We start from the raw sequence: 19,937 nt of genomic DNA, 5'->3' as shown, positions 1-19,937 counted from the left end.
GGAGGTATTCACGATGAATATAGAGTTTAACAGTGCCAGAACCATTAATGAAATTAAGGGTGATGCCCTTGTCCTTATCATTTCTGAGACGGAGGCAGAGCATGGTGGTGTCTCTGAGCAATGGAATGACAGAATTCGCCTATTGGCGAAGGCAGGACTATTTAGTGGAAAGCTGAATCAGACTTATGCACTACCTTTAGAACATCCATCCGGTTGTTCCGTTGCAATTTTGGTGGGTAAGGGGGACCAACTTCTTACGTCTGAAGATCTACGTCAAATGGGAGTTCAGGTCGCACGTGCAGCCCTTCGTTTGAAGGCGATACAGCTAGTATTTCAGGTGGCTGAAGATATTCAGGAGCTAACAGTAGAAAGGGATATCGGATCTATTGCCTATGCGTTGTCTGAGGGGTTATCACTCGGTTCTTATCGACGTCCCACTTATAAGCAGGAGCAATCTCAATATACAGGTCCAAACTCAGTAATTTTCACAATGGAGAAAAAGCCAGCGGTTGCTATCGAGCAAGATTGGAGTCTGGGCATACAGAAAGGGCTCGCGCTTGGTGAGGCTACGAATTTGGCGCGTAACTTGACGAATATGCCAGGCAATATGCTGACTCCATCTGACCTTGCTATGGCCGCTATAGAAGTTGCTGAACGTTATGGATTTCCTTCCGAAGTACTGGATGAACGCGAAATTGAGCAAAAAGGAATGGGCGGTTTGCACGCAGTGGGAAAAGGAAGTGTTAACCCTCCGCGAATGATCGTCATCCGTTACCAGGGAACGGGGCACTGGGATAATGTAGTAGGGCTGGTCGGTAAAGGGATTACTTTTGATACGGGGGGAATTTCCTTAAAAAGAGCCCCAGGCATGGAAGAATTAATCAGTGATATGGGAGGCGCAGCGGCTGTGCTTGGAGTAATGGAGGCATTAGGCCGATTACGTCCACGAATTAATGTCGTAATGATCATTCCATCTGCTGAGAATATGCCTTCAGCTAATGCCTTTAAACCCGGGGATATCATTACATCAATGAGCGGAAGAACCATAGAAGTATTGAATACCGATGCAGAAGGCAGACTTGTACTTGGCGATGCGCTGACCTATGCTCGGGAATGGGGAGCGAAACGTGTTATTGATGTTGCTACGCTGACAGGTGCAGTGCTGTCGACATTGGGAGATATAGCTACAGGTGCTGTTACTAACAACGAGGAATTTATGGAGCAGTTTCTGACAGCAGCTAATGTTTCGGGTGAAAAAATATGGCAGCTTCCGGCTTACCCGGAATTCCGCGACATGCTAAAGAGTGAAGTGGCCGATATCCGTAACACCGCAGGAAGATTCGGTGGAGCCACTACGGCTGGGTTATTCGTAGGGGAGTTTGCGGAAGGTCTACCGTGGATACATCTAGATATTGCTGGAACCGCATTTCTTTCTAAAGAACGTGGAGTTAATCCTAGAGGCGGTACAGGAGTCATGGTTCGCACATTGATTCAGTGGTTGCTCAGCGAAAGCGAATGATCAGCTCTTCATAAACAATAAGAGGTGGGGGGGAAAAAAAAAAAATGTTTTTTTGTTACCAAACCACTAAATAATATAAAAAAAAAAATAATAATAATAAATAATGAATGTATTTTTTTTTTTATCTCTGATGGAGAAACTTATTGTAATGTTCTTAATGTTTATATTATTGATGTTTTTTTTTTTTTTTTTTTCTTATATTAAATATAATTAAAAATAATAAAAAAACCATAACATTTCAACAACACCACGTTCAGCGTCCCCCCCCCCACCTCTCCCTTTACTGGAATTCAAGAAATAAGAAGCTTAAACAGTGCGACTGGATTTTTTGGCCTTCGATTGAGAAGTGAAGGATTGAATACCGTTCATAATTTTATCGCGAGTTCCCTTATTCTTGAGTAGATATGCAGCTCCTAATGCGACCGTTGTAAATAACGTTTTTTTAGTGTTCATAGGAATTACCTCCTTGGGATTGTCTGTAGTTGCTTATAACAAACATACCCGTTAGTAAAGGAGACTAAACGAAAGAACTTTATTTAATGCACATAATACAAGCCTACTTCTTCTTGTTAACAGGTGTTGAAGAGCAGGAGAGGGGAGAATCTAAAGACGCTGCAGAACAGGTCTTGCCCTTATCACAGCCAGCGCAAGCGCCTTGCTTGCCCTTTTGCACATGTCGATAGATGATCCAGCCTGAATAACCGAAGATCAGAGTGACGATCAGAACATTTATCATTACGGTGCCCCACTTTCATTAAGAAAATTAACAAATTACAAGTCCTACGACCAGCCTAATAATCGCCCACCTTGAAAAATAACAAAAGATACGATATACGCCAGAGCAAGAGAATAGCCCATGGAGAAGAAAGTCCATTTCCAAGAGGCGGTTTCCTTTTTGATAACCCCTACCGTGGCCAGACAAGGAATATATAACAGAATAAAGGCCATAAAGCTGATTGCACTCAGCGGGGTAAAGACTTGTGAGATTTGATTCTCTAATCCAGCGGTATCCGGTGCGTGATAGATGATATTCATCGTGGACACAACAACCTCTTTCGCTAAAAATCCTGGAACCAAGGTAGAGCCAGCCTGCCACGTTCCGAAACCAAGCGGTTCCAGTAGCGGTGCAATCATGCCTCCGAATTTCGCTAGGAAGCTATGATCCATTTCTACATCAAATCCGCCAGGACCAGCATAAGACATAAACCAAATAATCGCTGATCCAGCAAGAATAATCGTTCCTGCCTTACGAAGGAAACCTTTGCCCTTCTCCCAAGTGCTGCGCGATAAGGTTTTGATCTGCGGCATACGGTAAGGAGGGAGTTCGATAATGAAGACAGAGGATTCATTCTTGAATAAGTATTTAGAGAATACCTTACAAAGAATTAGGGCAAAAACAATACCCATAACATACATAGAGAGAACGGCAAACGCTTGTTGCTCAGGGAAGAATACAACTGCGAATAATGCATAAACAGGTAATCTTGCAGAACAAGACATCAGCGGCATTAACAGTGTTGTCAGCATGCGGTCTTTGGGCTGTTCGATGCTTCGCGCCGCCATAATGGCCGGTACATTGCAACCAAAACCAATAATAAATGGAATGAATGCTTTTCCGTTCAGTCCCATTCGTTCCATGGTGCTGTCCATCAACAAGCAGACCCTTGCCATGTATCCGGAATCCTCTAGGAAGGAAATGATCAGAAAGAGAATGAAGATTTGCGGAACAAAGACCAGTACGCCTCCTACACCGCCGATGATGCCATCCACAATCAACGCATGCGTGAAGCCTGAAGCTCCAATGGTCTGAAGCAGAGAGTTCGTTCCATCACTAATAGGGCCGGATATCAGGCCATCTAAGATATCCGATAGGGGGCCGCCAACCCAGTCAAATGTAGTCTTAAAGAGAGCATACATAAAGAAAATGAATAAGGGCAGTCCCAAAAATCGATGAGTCAATACCGAATCTAGTCTTTCAGTTAAGTTATGGGGCTTCTGAGCTGTCGTATCAAGGACTTCGACACAAATACTGCGAATATACTCCATACGGTTCGAACGAATCCATTGCGGGAGTGTCAGGGCGAGTTTTTTGAGTTGTAGCTCACTCTGACAAGACTCACAGATATTTAGCAGTCCCGTAACGTCTATACGCGACTTCAAAAACTGAAGTATAACCGGATTCTGCTCCATGAGCTGTAGAGCGACCCAACGATGATTGGGCAGATCTTTTATAGAACGTAATTCCTTTTCTATAGAAGATATCGCTCGCTCGACTACCTCACCATAATTCAGCTTGAACGTTACAGCAGGAATAGCTGATGATTCCTCAAGGATGCTGAGCATCTGTACGCTGCCTTTACCGGTTCTTGCTATGAGTGGGAGGACTGTAACGCCCAATCTTGATTGTAAAATGGTTTGATTAATATGAATACCACGTGCATTAGCGACATCAATCATATTAAGACCGAGTACAGTAGGCTTGCCATACTCAAGCAGTTGAAGCGTGAGCAGCAGATTACGTTCCAGCTGGGATGCATCCACGATATTGATTAATGCTTCGGGGGATTCTTCTATCAGATATTGGGCTGCGACCCCTTCATCACGGGAGAGTGGGTGAAGTGAATAGATGCCGGGCAAATCAATGAGCTTACCTGCCCCGTTCTTCAGATTTCCGATCTTTTTCTCAACCGTAACCCCTGACCAGTTACCTACATATTCGTATGAAGTCGTTAAGGTATTGAAGAGAGAGGTCTTGCCTGTATTGGGATTGCCCACAAGTGCAATAGAACTCAAGAGACGTTCACCTCAATCATTGAAGCTTCTTTTCGGCGGATGGCAAATAGTTGTCCGTTGCATTCCAAGGTAATCGGCCCCATAAAAGGACCTTTTCCTTTGAGGCGGATATGCACACCTTCTGAGACACCGAGATCAGCAAGACGGCGGCGTAAAATGGGGTTCATTCCTTCTATTTTATGAATACAGCCGGCAGAACCAGGTTGTAGTTGCAGCAAGGAACAGCAGGTATAAGTAGTTATTGTAATCCCTCCAAAAGAGACTGATAATCAATCTCAACTGTTTAGTTGTAATGTAGCATTTTTACGCGTTTGCATACTGTGATATTTGTCGCAGACATAATGTGATAATAACATCTGTGAGTTAAAGGTGAAATAACCTTTACAATTTATTCTTCATTAAAGTATGATTGAACGATATAAATTGCATAGTAAAGCTATGCTAGCGGTTATAATGATTGCAATAGCGGCTACGATGATTGCAGGAATTGAAGGGAGATAATTATGAAGACTAATCAATGTAAGATTGTTGACTGCACCATTCGCGATGGGGGGCTAGTGAACAACTGGGATTTCAGCGTGGAATTTGTGCAAAATTTGTATGCCGGCTTGAATGAGGCTGGTGTTGACTATATGGAAATCGGTTATAAAAACTCCCCTAAACTGCTCAAAGGAGCAGAAGGTGCTGGACCATGGCGTTTTCTGAACGATGACTTCTTACGTAAAGTTATCCCGCAAAAGGGACATACTAAGCTTTCCGCTTTGGTTGATATCGGTCGTGTGGATGAAAATGATATTTTACCTCGCAGCGAAAGTATGCTGGATCTGATTCGGGTAGCTTGCTATAGCAAAGATGTGGAGAAAGCCTTACAGCTGGTACAAACCTTCCATGATCTAGGCTATGAGACAACAATCAATATTATGGCTTTGTCGAATGTAATGGAGAATGAATTATTAGAAGCTTTCGAAATGATTCGTGAGAGTGTAGTTGATGTGGTATACATTGTGGATTCATACGGTAGTCTAGATCACAACGACATCAATTACTTAGTGGAGAAGTTCAAAACTCATTTGCCAAACAAACGCCTGGGCGTACATACGCATAATAATCTTCAACTGGCGTTCTCCAATACGTTGATTGCTGCTGAGAAAGGTGTAGAGCTGTTGGACGCTTCCTGTTATGGAATGGGACGTGCTGCGGGGAACTGTCCTACAGAGCTGCTAGTGACTCATTTGAAGAATACACGCTACACATTGCGTCCTGTCATTGATATCATTGAACGCCTGATGATTCCTTTACGTGAAAAAGAAGAGTGGGGCTATATCATTCCTTACATGATCACTGGTACGCTTGATGAGCATCCACGTTCAGCAATGGCGCTTCGCGCATCGGCGGATAAGGATAAAGCGGTTGATTTCTATGATAAGCTTACAACACCAGAGGTTAACTTCGGAGATAAATAAACCTGTTGTTCAGAAGCACTGAACCCGTTCGTAGGGGGAAGTGCTTTTTTTTGAATAAAAATAAAATTTCTATAAGTTTCTATGATAAATGATTCTAATATTTTTCGCTAAAATGCTTAAGGTTCTAATAAGAAGCCTGAAGGTATTTTTGCTTGCCTGCTAGAAGAAAATGGTTTATATTTATGCAAGATTTATGAATAATCGCTATAAAAATACTACCGCACAAAAGAAATGTAACTTTAAAGACCGATCTAGCCGATATTTATACATAGGACAAGACTATACATAGTTGCTTAATAATCGACATCATTTTCAGACGCGAGGGACCTATGAGACAAGAAGAGAAAAAGACCATTCAAGCGGCTATTATAGGAGCCTTACTGTTCCTATTCATTCAAATTTTCCATACATCGCTAAACCGATTGGACAATTGGGATATTATTTCTGCACTCTATCTCATTGTCGGATGTTGTACTGTTGCATTTGGATTTGCGATATTTGCACAGGGTTGGTTGTTCTTCTCTAGCAGATTATCTAAAGGAAGATTATATGTCGCTGCTCTTTTTGGTGGAATATGTATTATTGATTTCTTGCATACACTCGGCTTTGTAGCATTTCCATTGATTTCATCGTTTATAACCCCTGAGGAATCAAGGTGGCTGCTTACCTTTTCACGACTATCCAGCGGACTGGGCATTTTGTTCATTTTTAGTAGAGAAGACAAACCTGTGACCGTTGCCGAAAAAAGAAATGTATTCAGAATCGCCTTCATGTTGATTGTGCTCTTCATCGCATTATTTGTATTTATCCATTCGGCAGTGCCTGAGTTATTTACTAAGCCTTGGATGAGTACAATTAAACAATTCGTTGATCTGGCAGTACTTTTTGTTTATTTAGCAGGTGTTGCTGTCATCGTATTTCCTGGGAATAATGAAAAGTCAGCTTCGCTGCTTGTTATTATTCGGGCACTTATCTTTTTCTCGCTAGGACAGGCTTTCTTTATGACTCCCTTAAGTGGGGGGAATATTGATGATCTCTTTGGGATGTTATGTAGCGGAATTGCTTATTACCAGTTACTTACCGGCGTGTATCGCCTGACGATTGAAGAGCCATTTTACGAGAAACAGTTGGCCGAAGAACGGATCAATTATTTGGCCTATCATGATGATTTAACAGGACTTCCAAATAGGCGTCGGCTGACACAGCGTGTAGAAGAAATGATTGATGCTGGAGAGACAGACACGAGTGATCAATTCTCAGCTTTGGCTATTATGAATATTAATCATTTTAAGAATATAAATGACTCTCTGGGTCATTATGCCGGAGACCTTTTATTGAAATTAGTGTCTGAACGGCTTGGGAATGAAGCTAAGTCTAGTGAAGAGCTGTATAGTATGGGAGCGGACGAGTTTGCTTTTCTAATGACAGATAGAGCAAGTCTTGGAGAATGCTTGGCTCGGGCTACAGAGTTGCTTAAATTATTTGAAGCACCCGTTAATATAGAATCTGGTGAGTACCATATCTCACTCAGTTTGGGGATGAGTATTTATCCTGGTGACGGGGAAACTGCGGAACATCTCATTCAAAATGCGGATACTGCTGTTCATAACGCGAAGGAGCAAGGCGTGGAGATTCGCCGTTATATCCCAGCCATGCAGATGAAAGCAAAGGAACGACTGAAGCTGGAAAATGACCTGCGAAGAGCGCTTGAACGTGATGAGTTCTATCTCGTATATCAACCCAAGGTGCAGCTGGAGACGGAAGAGATTGTAGGAATGGAAGCTTTATTGCGCTGGAATCATCCTAAGCGTGGTATTGTCTCACCTAATGAATTTATTCCATTAGCTGAGGATAGTGGGCTAATTGTTCCAATTGGGGAATGGGTACTGAAGACGGCATGCCTGCAAAATAAACAGTGGCAGTTAGCAGGCTACCAGCCGATATGCGTATCTATCAACTTATCTATGCGTCAATTCCTTCAGCCGAATCTGGCTGGTAAAATTCATTCCATTCTGACCGATATTGGTTTGGATCCATGTTATGTTGATCTTGAAATTACAGAGAGTATGACGTTGGATAAAGAAACGGCCTTTGATCAGCTGAAGCGCTTGAAAGAGCTAGGTGTGTTCATTAGCATTGATGATTTTGGTACAGGTTACAGCTCACTGCACTATTTGAAGAATATGCCGATCGACAGGCTAAAGATTGACAGATCGTTTGTCTCCGAGGTTATGGAGGATAGTAATAATGCGGCAATAGTCTCCACGATTACTTCTATGGCGCATCATTTAAAGCTTAAAGTTACCGCAGAAGGGGTGGAGAACAAGGAGCAGCTGCAGTTTTTGCGTGAGCAGCATTGCCATGAAGCTCAAGGGTTTTTGTTCAGTAAACCTATTCAAGCAGCTGAATTTGAAACAGCGTTTTTGAAAAAGGCTCCCCTCGGCGCTTCCTTGTAAAATATAAGAAAGTATAAGTTTCACACCATACTCTATGTCTTATATTTCTTGCTTAAACGCTTACCGTCCTTATTAGGACTCCGGAGGCGTTTATGCTTGAACAGAAAAATGTTGATTTTTATTTATAGGGGTGATACAATATCTCTTGTACTCACTTTCTAATGCGGGTGTAGTTCAATGGTAGAACTTCAGCCTTCCAAGCTGATAGCGTGGGTTCGATTCCCATCACCCGCTCCATAATTTAAACTTCCAAATCCTTGCGATGCAGGGATTTTTTTATTGCTTTGTTTAATGATATTGTTCATCAAAAAGCCAGGCTCCTCCACGAAGGGGGAGCCTGGCTTTTTAACTACCCTTTGATCTTAAACAGTCTTCAAGAACTCAACAATGGTGAGCAGTCCCTTATCAAAGTTCTCAAGGTTGAAATGCTCATCCGGTGCATGCAGGTTCTCATCATCAAGGCCAAAGCCCATCAGGACCACTGGTGCTTCAAGTACACGGGAGAAGCTTTCCATGATCGGAATGGAGCCACCGTCTTTGGTGAAGAGGGCACGGGTTCCGTATACTTTGCCGTAAGCGTCTGCTGCAGTTTGCAGAATAGGGTTCGATGGATCAATGTTAAAGGCACGCGCCTTCTCCATTTGCTGCACATGGACTTTCGCTCCGGTTTGAATATTAGCCTTCAGATGCGCTTCAACGGCATCAAGAACATGCTGTGGATCCTGATCGCCAACGAGACGGCAAGTAATCTTGGCATGTGCTTCTTTTGGAATAACGGTCTTGCTTCCTTCACCTTGGAAGCCCCCATAGACACCGTTAAGCTCAAGTGTAGGGCGAGCACCAATACGTTCTACAAAAGAATAACCTTCTTCACCGTATAATGCGTCAAGTCCAAGTCCTTCGCGAATCTTATCTTCATTCACGCCTTGCTTCACGAATTCCTCTCGTAGCATTGGAGAAAGTTCAGGTACACCATCATAGAAGCCTTCTACAGAAACACGACCTTTGTCGTCATGAAGGGAGCTGAGCAGGGACACGAGAGCGTGCAGTGCATTCGGAACACCACCACCGTAAGAACCGGAGTGCAGGTCTGTAAGAGCTGTAGTTACGCTCACTTCAAGTGATCCTAGGCCACGTAGTCCTGTGCAAATTGCAGGGCGACCGCGTTCCAGCAGGGAAGTGTCCGAGACTAGCACCGCATCCGCAGCCAGCTTCTCTTTGTTAGCTTCCAGGAATGGAGGGAGATTTGCGCTGCCGATTTCTTCTTCACCTTCGATGCAGAGCTTGATGTTAACAGGAAGAGTACCTTCTTGTTTCAGGATTGCTTCAATCGCTTTGAGGTGAATGAATACTTGCCCTTTGTCATCCGTTGCGCCACGTGCATACAGCTTGCCGTCACGGATCTCTGGTTCAAACGGAGGTGTAGTCCACAGGTTCAGCGGATCTACTGGCTGCACATCGTAGTGGCCGTATACAAGAATGGTAGGCTTACCCGGAGCATGAAGATAGTCAGCATATATGACGGGATGTCCCGCTGTCGGATGAAGCTCAATGTTCTCAAGTCCGGCTTTCTTTAGTGTGTCTGTCAGCCAATGGGCTGCAGCTAGTACATCATCCTTATGCTCAGACAAGGCAGAAATACTTGGAATCTTGAGCCATTGTTTTAGTTCTTCGAGATGTTCATCCCGGTGTGTTGAAAAATACGTTTCATATGACATAGTGTGTATGTACCTCCTTAAGTTTTGCTGCGCAAAACCGGCTATGAGCTTAATTGCCATGCGTGACCGTCTTGTTTAGCATTCTATAGGAATCATTATACTGGAGAACTCACTATGGATCAAAAGCGATCGGAAAGATGTCTTATCTGATGATCGTGACAGGCGCTTCCTTTCGTAAAGAATAGTTCTTTTCCGGTTGTTGATTACTAACAGTAACCATGATAAGCTGGATAAGCTAAGAGATACAAAAGTGCGATTACATGCTTAAGTTACATGGAGGTAACCACTTTGGAACATTCAAGAGACGAACCCATTCGGCTAATGCCAACGTTAGAGGACTACTCCGTCACTCGTCAAATTCTGGATAGGATTGGGGACAAATGGAGTGTACTCATTGTTGTGAACTTAGGTGCAAAAGCACTGCGGTTTAAAGAGCTGCAGCGGCGTTCTGGTGGAATATCACAACGGATGCTGACCCAGACTCTGCGTCATTTAGAACGAGACGGTATAGTTTGGCGTAAAGTCACACCTACGGTGCCTTTGACTGTTGAATACGGTCTGACGAGTTTAGGGGAGTCCCTGCTGGATCCTTTAACTTCCCTAGTGGAATGGGTCAATAGGAACAACGCTGAAATCGCCAAAGCACGAGTAGGTTATGATATTCAGCACGAAATGCAGGAGTAGCAAGCTAGTCGTACAATTACCTGGAATAGAGGATGGATTATTTTGCAAAAGAAAAGTGGAAACAACACATTTATATATACTTACACCTGTTCAGAGGACGAGTTATCGCTATGTCAGATGGAGCTTCGTTGTCTTTTTGGAGAGGAAGTACCTTCTTCCATCTTTAAGAGTGAGGTAGAGGTGGATGTCAGCCGCAGTCCCTTCATTAAAGAACGATTGGATGTTATGTACGAGGGAGACAGCTTGCCTGAGATTTATGATCAAACCGAGCAAGTGGAGCTTGGCGGCAAGACATTTAAGGTTATTTTTGTGAAGACTAATGATCTGTCCCCTGCGGACAAAATAGAATATGATGAGCGTAGAGTGATCGAGCGGGAAATTGGGCTGCGTATTGAAGGGGAAGCGGATGTAAACCACCCTCAGTTGGTATATTGTATTGTTACGCTGGGTGGGCGCTGGTACTTTGGCTCTTATCATAAAAACAAGGCTACGTGGTTCCGTCAAATGAAGAAGCCGCGTAGCTATTCTATCGCGCTTAGCACACGTGTTGCCCGAGCAGCGGTCAACATCGCCGTTCCGAATCCGGAAGGGATAAGAGCTATCGATCCTTGCTGCGGCATCGGAACAGTAATGGTAGAGGCTTTGTCGATGGGAATCAACATGGTCGGACGTGACATTAATCCTCAGATCGCGATCGGTGCCCGAACAAATATTGCTCATTTTGGATTCTCAAGTGAGGTAACATTAGGGGATATCGCTGACATCACAGAACATTACGACGTTGCTATTGTAGATATGCCTTATAATCTATATTCTAGTATTACACCTGAGGAACAGTTTGCGATTCTAGTGAATGCACGCCGGATTGCAGATCGGGTGGTTATCGTTGCGATCGAACCGATGGATGAGATGATTAATGAAGCTGGATTTACGATTATAGACCGTTGTGAAGCTAAAAAAGGTTTGTTCTCCCGTCATTTAATGCTTTGCCAGTAATCCTAATGAAGATCTTTTAAAGGGGTGCAGCAATGGAGCAGAAATGGTTAACCTGGGCTAAAGAAATACAGGCCATCGCACAGACTGGACTAACTTACGCTAAAGATGTCTACGATATAGAACGTTATCAAGCTTTGCGGGAGCTAAGTGTAGACATCCTCGCTAATTATACATTCGAAAGCAAGGAGAGAATAAGACTCTCCTTTACTAGTGAGAGTGGCTATGCTACGCCGAAAGTAGATATCCGTGGTGTTGTTTTTCAGGGGGACAGAATCCTGCTGGTCCGCGAGAAATTAGATGGAAAGTGGGCGCTTCCCGGCGGCTGGGGAGATATTGGTCTGTCACCGAGTGAGGTCGTTGTTAAAGAAATTCAAGAAGAATCAGGATTTGAGGCAGAGGCAATTCGCTTGCTGGCTGTTCTGGATAAGAAATTTCATAACCATCCTCCGGAGCCGTATCATGTGTACAAGTTTTTTATCTTGTGCAGCATTGTGGGCGGTGAGGCGATGCAAGGGGTGGAGACGAGTGAAGTTTCCTTTTTTGCTGAAGATGAACTGCCTAAGCTCTCCGTGGAGCGGAATACCAAAGAGCAGATTCAGACGATGTTTGAATATTTACGAAATCCAGAAAAAGTAGTAATATTGGACTAAGAATTTGCATATGATGAATGACTTCCGTAAACTGAAGTTTTTAAAATATTAAAATTTTGGTTAATGATTATTATGTAAGCACTTTCAGTGTTAAGCCGCTGAGCCTTTATATCTAAAATAAAGTCAATATTCTAAGTTTTTGGGTCGAGCGGTCTACATTTTTTCCTCTACTGTGACGATAAGAATTTTAGGAGGGGATCGCATGGAACAAGAAGAGCTGAGCATTCCATTAAAACAGGAAAATGTGGTGCGTCCTGCAGAGGGCAATATTGCCACTGGGCTGATTTGGGGTATTTTAATCAGCATTCCGTTATGGATCTCTGTGATTGGCTGGATTCTGGGGTTTTGGCGCTGAGCCGTATTTTAATTATTATCTAACTCTAATAGTTGTATAGTATACATCAAAGGCGGTCTCTTCCTAACGGAAGAGGCCGCCTTTTTAGTTTCTTGAGTTTCTTATGATTTCGTAAATACCAGTCTAAAGTTCTCACAAACCACCTTCATTTTTGGATCAAAAGGCTTCTTCAAGAACGCTAAAGATTCTCTGGAGAAGAACTTCTCATGCTCATGGCGCCACGACTCCAGCGTTCTGTCATCCTCGCCTTCGCTATAGGCAAAGTCAGCGCCTACCTCATCAAAAGGAGTAATTTGCACATCTGTCGTAACGATCACAGCTTGTGGATTACCGTGGCCATCGAGCAGAATACTGTGTCGGCCAATTTCAGGTAGTGTCTCGTCGGAAATTGCATAAATTTCATAGTTCGAAGCGGTGCCAGTCTTGATCCCTTGGATCACCAGATCCAATAGTTCATCGGCCATTTGAGGACTGTCACCAAAGGCCCAAGCCTCGTAGTTAGCCGCTGCTTGTGGATAAAGCTGGGTATATTCTTCCCAAAAAAGCGTAATCTTCGTTTCGTTGCTCATATCCCTATCTCCTCGTTTAATGATCGTTAATGTCCCGCAGTTTCCATCCAACCCGCATAAAGCTCATCTAGTTGCTCTTGCATTATATCGCGTTCTTTTAGTAGCTCCGCAAGCTCTGCCGCATTGCTACTAATCTGTGGATCTAGCATTTTTACATCAATTTCCTCAAGCTGTTCCTCGACCTCTGCAATAGCCTTCTCCCAGTCGAAGTGGACGCTCTTCTTGCGGGAACTGGACGAGTTAGCTGTAGTAACATTCACTGAACCGCTAGATTGAGGCTTACCGGAGCGTGATGAAGTTATTCCTTCTGAAGAGGAAGGTTTAGGTTGATCGGGAACAGAGGCTGATGCTGCTGATGCTGATGCCTTCTCAGCTTGTTTTTCCTTGTAATACTCATAGTTGCCGTTGAAAACTCCAAATCGTCCACTTTCAATGGACCAGAGCTTATGGAACAGACGATTAATGAAGTAGCGGTCATGGGATACGGCCAGTACTGTACCTGGGAATTCCTCTAAAGCTTCCTCCAGCGCCTCGCGGGAGTCAATATCTAGATGATTCGTTGGTTCATCCAGAATCAGCAGGTTCGGTTTACGATGCATCAGCACAGCGAAACGCAGGCGGGTCCATTCCCCTCCGGATAAATTCGTGATGTCTTTGAATACATCGGCACCATAGAATAGGAAACGCGCGAGCTGTCCGCGAGCTTCGCCCTCTTCTAGTCCGGCTTCTTCACGGAAGTAACGGAGTACAGATTGTTTGTTGTTTTCAGGGATGGCCTCTTGCGCGAGATAACCGACAACGGCTCTTGAACCCAGTGTACAATTTCCAGTATCTGGCGTTTCCTGACCTAAAATAATTCTTAATAGTGTACTTTTTCCTGCCCCGTTACCACCAATAAGCGCCGTAGTTTCTCCATAGCGAAGGACTTCATTTGCGTCTGTAAAAAGGCTCCGCTCTCCATATGCTTTACCGACATCCTCCAGAATGACAACTTGATTGCCGGAACGATCATTTTGCTGTAGCTGCAAATCCATCGACTTGCGCTCCAGAATAGGACGTTTAAGCTTCACCATGCGATCCAGAGCTTTTTGCATGGAGGCAGCTCTCCGGTAAAAAGCAGGGTTAGGAGGCGTCCCGCGATTGCCAAATTCGATGAGACGTTTGATGCTTTCCTGCATTTGTTTTATTTTTTTCTGCTGCTCTTGGTAATCAGCGAATTGTTGAAGCAGACGTGTTTCCTTCTCTACCTGATAGCCGCTGTAGTTGGTATGGAAGGTAAAAGCCTCGCCATCCTCAATCTCGATCACTTTCTTGACTACAGCATCGAGGAAATAACGATCATGGGAAATGGCTAGCACTGTACCGTCATAGCTCTGTAAGTACTGCTCTAACCACTCGATGGCGTTCATGTCCAGATGATTGGTTGGCTCATCGAGTAGGAGTACATCGGGTCTACGCAGCAGCAGCTCTGCCAGTCCGACTTTAGTTTTCTCGCCGCCAGAAAGAGTGGAGAAGAGTCGGCTATATTGCCCAGCGTCGATTCCTAAACCAGTGGCCACTCGCTGAATTGTGGATTCAATTTCGTAGCCTCCTGCGGTCTCAAATTTATCCTGAAGGCTACCGTATTCTTTCAGCAGCCGATTCCATAGTGTTTCATCTGTCCCGGTATTGAAGGTGGACATTTCAAGCTCCAGCTCTCGCAGGCGTTGTTGCCATTGCAAAGGTTCAGCAAAGCTACGCTGTAGAACTTCATATACGGTTTCTTTCTCGGCAACCTCTTGAATTTGAGCCAGCATTCCTACTACACTACCTTTGCGAATGGAGATTTGCCCTTGATCGGGGCGCTCTTCGCCATTAAGTAAATGGAAAAGCGTAGTTTTACCACAACCATTGCGGCCGATGAGACCGATTTTTTCTCCTTGGCGGATATCGAAGGTGATGCTATTTAGTACGAGCTGTGCACCGTGGTACTTTTGAACATTTTGGCATTGAATAATCATATATATTCTCCTTTAAGAATGCCCTTTGCACCGCCAGAACCCTAAATCGAAACTGGAATTCTGCAAAAAAACCATAAAAAAAGACCGTAGGGAAATTTCCCCACGGCCTTATCATTCTCCGGTTAACTGATCCGTCCGGGTGATGGCAGGAAAGGCATTTCACAATTGTGTAGTGTTATTAAATTCATGGAAATGGACAGACTTCTCCCGTTATCGCCATTTACATGAGCAATGCCAGCTATCGCTTTAGGTAGCCGACTCATAACACTATTGGTCCAATTGTGATCCATTCCTTCCACACCCCTTTCATAACAAATTTAATGACAGTGTAAACAATAATCGGAAATTTAGCAAGTAAAAAGATGGCAAAGCGAAGTTTACACTGCATAGAATATGAATCGTTGAATAATATGGTTCTATGTGGGAGGAGACAAGCCACTAAAAATAACAGATGAAAAGGGGAAGTTATATGGCGATTTTTGACGGATTGATGGGTAATGCATCACAAGTAAATCTTGCGGAGGTACAGCGGGAATATGCACAAATTCTTGCCCCTCAAGAGAAAATTGAACGAGCCTACAAGCTGATTAGAGATATGTTTATTTTTACAGACAAACGATTGATTCTAGTGGATAAACAGGGACTGACGGGCAAAAAGACGGATTATCATTCCATCCCGTACAAAAGCATCTCGCATTATTCCGTAGAGACGGCAGGGCACTTTGATTTGGATGCGGAGCTATGTATCTATATTTCCAGCAGCACTGTGCCACTCAAGAAGACCTTTAATAAATCTGTGAATATTTATGAGGTGCAGGCGGTATTGTCACAATATATTTTAAAATAGTTCAGTTAGACAGTGTAGCGGAGTACAAGATCCCCATACGTAAAAGCGGCTAAGATGAACTAAGGCAGGATGTACCTTAAGCCGCTTGATAGCCCAGAATGCGATTACTGCAATGAGCGCTTTCCAGCTACTACCCTTGAGCTACTTAAATAATTCACAGCTGATAACAGTATGATTATGACCAGGCAGCTAGGTAAAATATGTGCCGGAACTGACAGTATAGCCCCCCCTAACTCCTCGAAGTTTATACCCGAGATAAGCCGCCATCTTGGTGGCAATAGGCCCTGGTAGTGCCTTTGCAATCGCCAATGTCTCCCCGAATTCATCATTACTTAACCAAGTGTAGCGAGCTGCCGCATTATGCCGGATGAATGGAATTACCGAAGGTCCTCCGCCATAGCCGACAATCCCAGTTCTGAACATGGCGATAGCTATTTGTACATAATCTTTATGGATGGATATCATGTGAGATCTCCCCTTGTTTTTAGAGCCCATTCTATACAATTCATATGTTTGAAGCTACGTGGTTGACTAGCAATTAGCTAATCTTTGTGCATGGATCACAAAAAAAGGATGTTAATTTTGCGGGTTAGTGTAATCGATTGACAGGGGATTTTTATGTGATGTTAAATGACGTTAAATGAGTGGAAAGTTTATAGGGAGATGGGGAATATGGCGGAGAAACCTGTAATAGGCACCAAAACAATGGTCGTCAGCCCTCATTATTTAGCTTCGGCTGCGGGTGCGCGCATTTTGGAAAGAGGAGGAAATGCCTTTGATGCGGCAGTGGCGGTCAGTGCTACGCTCGCTGTAGTCTACCCGCATATGACGGGGCTTGGTGGGGATTCGTTTTGGTTGACCTATAGCGCGCAAGAGGCGCGTGTTCGGGCGTATAACGGAAGCGGACGATCGGGTTATGGAGTTCGCAGAAGTTGCTTTGCCGGGGAGGAAGCAATCCCGAGGCGGGGGATCCGCAGTGCGATCACCGTGCCGGGGATGGTGGATAGCTGGGATGCCATGCTCAGCAAGTATGGCCGCTTAACATTGGCGGAGGTGCTGGAGCCAGCCATCGGCTACGCTCAGAGTGGGTTTCCGCTGTCGCCGGACCAGCGGAATAATACGCTGCTTGCTGGAGCAGCGTTGTCAGCGGAGGCATCCGCGATATATATGCCGGGCAGAGTGGTTCTGTCTGCTGGATCGAGATTTCAGCAGACACAACTGGCGGCAACCTTGAAGACGTTGGCTGCGGGTGGACGGGACGCTTTTTATAAGGGGAAGATTGCAGAAGATATTTGTGATTATATGCTGGGAGCTGGGGGTTATCTCACTCGGGATGACTTTGCGGATCATCAGGGGGATTGGGTTGAGCCGATTCATACGGAATATCATGGGCATAGCGTGTATCAAGTGCCGCCAAATTCTCAAGGGTTTACGGGGCTGATGAGTCTTAATATATTGGAGCATTTTAATTTCGGAGAAATCGAGCATGGCTCATATGATTATTATCACCTGCTTGTTGAGGCGCTGAAGCTGAGTTTTCGTGATCGGGATAGAGTGCTTACAGATCCGGATTTTAGTGCTATTCCCTTGGCGCAGCTGCTGGATAAGAACTATGCAGGACAACTAGCCTCTACGATCTCGATGCAAAAAGCAGCACAGCTGACAAGTCAGCCTATCGGTAGTGATACCGCATATGCTGCGGTTGTGGACGAAGAGGGGAATGCGGTCTCTTTTATTCAGAGTCTGTATTTTGAGTTTGGCTCCGGTGTGGTGGCTGGGAATACCGGGATTCTGCTTCAGAATCGGGGTTCGTTTTTCTCGCTTGATCCGAACCATATCAATACGCTTGAACCGCATAAGCGCAGCTTCCACACACTGATGCCAGCCATGGCCTGCCGAGAGGGTAAACCTGTGATCCTATATGGTACGCAAGGTGGTGAAGGTCAGCCGCAAACTCAAACGTTGCTACTTACAAGGATGCTGCATTATGGGATGAATCCGCAAACGGCTGTAAGTGAACCGCGTTTTGTATGGGGGAGAACGTGGGGGGAGCCTACGCAGGAGCTGAAGGTGGAGGGCCGGGTAGCAGATGAGGTGCTGTCTGATTTAGAGGCGGCTGGTCATATTGTCCGGAAAGTGGACGCATACGACGGGATCGTGGGTCATGCCCACGTGATCTCCATAGATGACAATGGATATCGTAGTGGAGGGACGGACCCGCGCTGCGATGGCGCGGCGATAGGTTGGTAGGGTGAGATGCTCTCTCCAAATCCCCCGAATTGCTCCTTCCGTTATTTGGTGGGAAAGATATCGTGAGAGGATTCTCGGAAAGGCAAATGGGAAAATCCTAGTTTAACGGAGCGATAGGTTCTTAATAGAAATGACGGATGACCGGTTGATTAAGATCTTAGAAGGAACGGTGAGGTGAGGGTGGAGCTATGATTCTGGATAATCGGTATGGTGCGTTCATAGATTCTGAGCTGACAGTCGGACGGTTAGGGAATGGGATATTGGACGGAATGACCTTTGCTGTAAAAGATGTGTATGCGATAGCAGGGCACAGCCCTTCTGCAGGTAATCCAGATTGGTTACGGAGCCACAATCCCTCTACAGAACATGCGGCAGTAGTTCGCCGGCTTCTCCAGTCGGGAGCGACGCTTCGAGGGGCGACTCATACGGATGAGCTGATGTACAGTCTGGGTGGTGAGAACCATCATTATGGAACGCCGATAAATCCCCGTGCCGCAGGTTGTATCCCAGGCGGTTCTTCTAGTGGATCGGCAGTAGCCGTAGCTTCTGGTAGTGTTGATTTTGCTCTCGGAACAGATACGGGTGGTTCTATTCGAGTCCCTTCTGCGTATTGCGGAGTATATGGCTTTCGACCGACACATGGTGTGGTGGATCTGAAAGGCGTGATCCCGTTATCACCGCAATTTGATACAGTAGGCTGGATGGCTGACCGTATGGATGTGCTCCAGAAGGTTGGGGAGGTTTTACTTGGAATTGGGCGCATGGATGAAAAAGGGGATGATTCACAAAAGAAAATGGGGACATTATTTGTCGCTACGGACTGTTGGGAATTGGTCGTTCCAAAGGATGTGAGTATTCTAGCGGATGGATTGAACTGCTTGCGGACTGGTGCTGATCATTTCCTCAAAACTGAAATAGCTCCAGAAGGATTGAAGGTCTGGATGGATGTTTTTCGAGAGTTACAGGGTAATGAAATCTGGACAACCCATTGCGCCTGGATTGAAAAGGTAAAACCATTCTTTGGGCCAGATATTGCAGCGCGGTTCTCTTGGGCTGCCAGTTTAGCTGACAAGGACCACAGTATCGCTCTGAATAAACGAGCGGAGATTTCTGCTCAATTGCGCGGATTGCTAGGAGAAGATAATTGTCTTGTGATTCCAACAGTACCTGGTCCTGCTCCACTGCGTGGAGGGGGGTTGCGTCAATTGGAAGAGAACCGTAGTGGAGCGATGATGTTGAGTTGCATAGCCGGACTGGCAGGTCTTCCTCAGGTAACATTACCTATGCTCTCTACAAATGGACTGCCGCTGGGATTGTCGGTTATAGCCGGACATGGGCAGGATCTTCGGTTACTCTCATGGGTGAAGGAGGTATGGCGGCGACCTTGAGATGACGGGACCTGATGGGTTTTGAGATGATAGGTGAAATTGGTTTTTAAAAAATGATCTCAATGTGATGAAGTAGGTTCAATAATGGTGTGTTAGAGTAAAAGATAAATTCAGCGCTCAAAAGTTGGCTTAAGACCAGCGTTTCAGTAAACTCCGGTAGCGTCAAGAAGTTTGTGTAAGAGAACAGAAAGTAGCTTCTCGGGTATCTGTTAGTGGGTGTGGATGTTCTTTGGGGCGGGGAAACCCGCC

The 19,937-nt window shown here is 44.9% G+C and carries 18 protein-coding genes, 1 tRNA gene and 1 pseudogene; 11 read left to right on the top strand and 9 right to left on the bottom strand.

The window, feature by feature from the left end; genetic code table 11:
- Window positions 1–13 precede the first annotated feature (13 nt).
- Complete coding sequence (locus tag M2444_RS29500) at window positions 14–1,519, top strand: leucyl aminopeptidase (protein ID WP_280788776.1); 1,506 nt, start codon at window positions 14–16, stop codon at window positions 1,517–1,519.
- A 306-nt stretch (window positions 1,520–1,825) separates the two neighbouring features.
- Here the strand turns inward: M2444_RS29500 and M2444_RS29495 are convergent, their stop codons facing one another.
- The 4 genes from M2444_RS29495 to M2444_RS29480 all read right to left on the bottom strand — a co-directional run bounded on the left by M2444_RS29495 (window position 1,826) and on the right by M2444_RS29480 (window position 4,479).
- Window positions 1,826–1,972 carry a hypothetical protein gene (locus M2444_RS29495; RefSeq protein ID WP_179281580.1) on the bottom strand — a complete coding sequence of 49 codons (147 nt, stop codon included), beginning with the start codon at window positions 1,970–1,972 and terminating at the stop codon, window positions 1,826–1,828.
- Window positions 1,973–2,075: 103 nt separating this feature from the next.
- Window positions 2,076–2,255 carry a FeoB-associated Cys-rich membrane protein gene (locus tag M2444_RS29490; RefSeq protein WP_094869964.1) on the bottom strand — a complete coding sequence of 60 codons (180 nt, stop codon included), beginning with the start codon at window positions 2,253–2,255 and terminating at the stop codon, window positions 2,076–2,078.
- A gap of 44 nt (window positions 2,256–2,299) precedes the next feature.
- Window positions 2,300–4,312 (bottom strand): ferrous iron transport protein B, encoded by a 2,013-nt coding sequence (feoB, locus tag M2444_RS29485; protein ID WP_280788775.1) that lies wholly within the window; start codon window positions 4,310–4,312, stop codon window positions 2,300–2,302.
- Window positions 4,309–4,479, bottom strand: a complete 171-nt coding sequence (locus M2444_RS29480) for a FeoA family protein (RefSeq protein WP_481857547.1) — start codon at window positions 4,477–4,479, stop codon at window positions 4,309–4,311. Before M2444_RS29480 ends, feoB begins: the two co-directional genes overlap by 4 nt.
- Before the next feature lie 336 nt (window positions 4,480–4,815).
- On the opposite strand from M2444_RS29480, the gene M2444_RS29475 reads away from it, so the two are divergent.
- The 3 genes from M2444_RS29475 to M2444_RS29465 all read left to right on the top strand — a co-directional run bounded on the left by M2444_RS29475 (window position 4,816) and on the right by M2444_RS29465 (window position 8,468).
- Window positions 4,816–5,775: an aldolase catalytic domain-containing protein gene (locus M2444_RS29475; protein ID WP_170880320.1), complete on the top strand. Its 960-nt coding sequence runs from the start codon at window positions 4,816–4,818 to the stop codon at window positions 5,773–5,775.
- A gap of 329 nt (window positions 5,776–6,104) precedes the next feature.
- Complete coding sequence (locus M2444_RS29470) at window positions 6,105–8,231, top strand: putative bifunctional diguanylate cyclase/phosphodiesterase (protein WP_280788774.1); 2,127 nt, start codon at window positions 6,105–6,107, stop codon at window positions 8,229–8,231.
- 163 nt (window positions 8,232–8,394) lie between these two features.
- Window positions 8,395–8,468: transfer RNA gene (locus M2444_RS29465), tRNA-Gly, on the top strand.
- 125 nt (window positions 8,469–8,593) lie between these two features.
- Here the strand turns inward: M2444_RS29465 and M2444_RS29460 are convergent.
- A complete protein-coding gene (locus M2444_RS29460) occupies window positions 8,594–9,949 on the bottom strand; it encodes a dipeptidase (RefSeq protein ID WP_094871280.1) in 1,356 nt (451 codons plus the stop codon).
- A gap of 288 nt (window positions 9,950–10,237) precedes the next feature.
- Here M2444_RS29460 and M2444_RS29455 point away from each other — a divergent pair, with 288 nt between their 5' ends.
- From M2444_RS29455 to M2444_RS29440, 4 genes are all read left to right on the top strand, one after another.
- The gene (locus M2444_RS29455; RefSeq protein WP_256989872.1) at window positions 10,238–10,633 is read left to right on the top strand and encodes a winged helix-turn-helix transcriptional regulator; all 396 of its coding nucleotides are present in this window, start codon (window positions 10,238–10,240) and stop codon (window positions 10,631–10,633) included.
- A gap of 42 nt (window positions 10,634–10,675) precedes the next feature.
- Window positions 10,676–11,629 (top strand): TRM11 family SAM-dependent methyltransferase, encoded by a 954-nt coding sequence (locus tag M2444_RS29450; RefSeq protein WP_280788773.1) that lies wholly within the window; start codon window positions 10,676–10,678, stop codon window positions 11,627–11,629.
- A 32-nt stretch (window positions 11,630–11,661) separates the two neighbouring features.
- Complete coding sequence (locus M2444_RS29445; RefSeq protein WP_280788772.1) at window positions 11,662–12,279, top strand: NUDIX hydrolase; 618 nt, start codon at window positions 11,662–11,664, stop codon at window positions 12,277–12,279.
- 202 nt (window positions 12,280–12,481) lie between these two features.
- A complete protein-coding gene (locus tag M2444_RS29440) occupies window positions 12,482–12,634 on the top strand; it encodes a hypothetical protein (protein ID WP_179281637.1) in 153 nt (50 codons plus the stop codon).
- Between the two features lie 101 nt (window positions 12,635–12,735).
- On the opposite strand, the gene M2444_RS29435 is transcribed toward M2444_RS29440, so the two are convergent.
- From M2444_RS29435 to M2444_RS29425, 3 genes are all read right to left on the bottom strand, one after another.
- Entirely contained in the window at window positions 12,736–13,203 is a 468-nt protein-coding gene (locus M2444_RS29435; protein ID WP_094877434.1) for an ASCH domain-containing protein, read from the bottom strand.
- Window positions 13,204–13,229: 26 nt separating this feature from the next.
- Window positions 13,230–15,203 (bottom strand): ABC-F family ATP-binding cassette domain-containing protein, encoded by a 1,974-nt coding sequence (locus M2444_RS29430; RefSeq protein ID WP_280788771.1) that lies wholly within the window; start codon window positions 15,201–15,203, stop codon window positions 13,230–13,232.
- 122 nt (window positions 15,204–15,325) lie between these two features.
- A complete protein-coding gene (locus M2444_RS29425) occupies window positions 15,326–15,493 on the bottom strand; it encodes a hypothetical protein (RefSeq protein ID WP_156114741.1) in 168 nt (55 codons plus the stop codon).
- Between the two features lie 179 nt (window positions 15,494–15,672).
- Here M2444_RS29425 and M2444_RS29420 point away from each other — a divergent pair, with 179 nt between their 5' ends.
- Window positions 15,673–16,050: a PH domain-containing protein gene (locus M2444_RS29420; protein WP_076298221.1), complete on the top strand. Its 378-nt coding sequence runs from the start codon at window positions 15,673–15,675 to the stop codon at window positions 16,048–16,050.
- 122 nt (window positions 16,051–16,172) lie between these two features.
- Here the strand turns inward: M2444_RS29420 and M2444_RS29415 are convergent.
- Window positions 16,173–16,515: pseudogene (locus tag M2444_RS29415) on the bottom strand (chromate transporter); the annotation flags it as partial.
- A 207-nt stretch (window positions 16,516–16,722) separates the two neighbouring features.
- Here M2444_RS29415 and ggt point away from each other — a divergent pair.
- Entirely contained in the window at window positions 16,723–18,300 is a 1,578-nt protein-coding gene (ggt, locus tag M2444_RS29410) for a gamma-glutamyltransferase (RefSeq protein ID WP_280788770.1), read from the top strand.
- Between the two features lie 194 nt (window positions 18,301–18,494).
- Entirely contained in the window at window positions 18,495–19,688 is a 1,194-nt protein-coding gene (locus tag M2444_RS29405) for an amidase (RefSeq protein ID WP_094877437.1), read from the top strand.
- The last annotated feature ends 249 nt before the right edge of the window (window positions 19,689–19,937 follow it).

Origin of the sequence: Paenibacillus sp. PastF-3 (genome assembly GCF_029893135.1) — a bacterium.
Classification (GTDB): Bacteria; Bacillota; Bacilli; order Paenibacillales; family Paenibacillaceae; genus Paenibacillus_AQ; species Paenibacillus_AQ nitricinens.
Note: the sequence above shows the minus strand (reverse complement) of the source record. Positions and strands in the feature narration are given on the sequence as shown.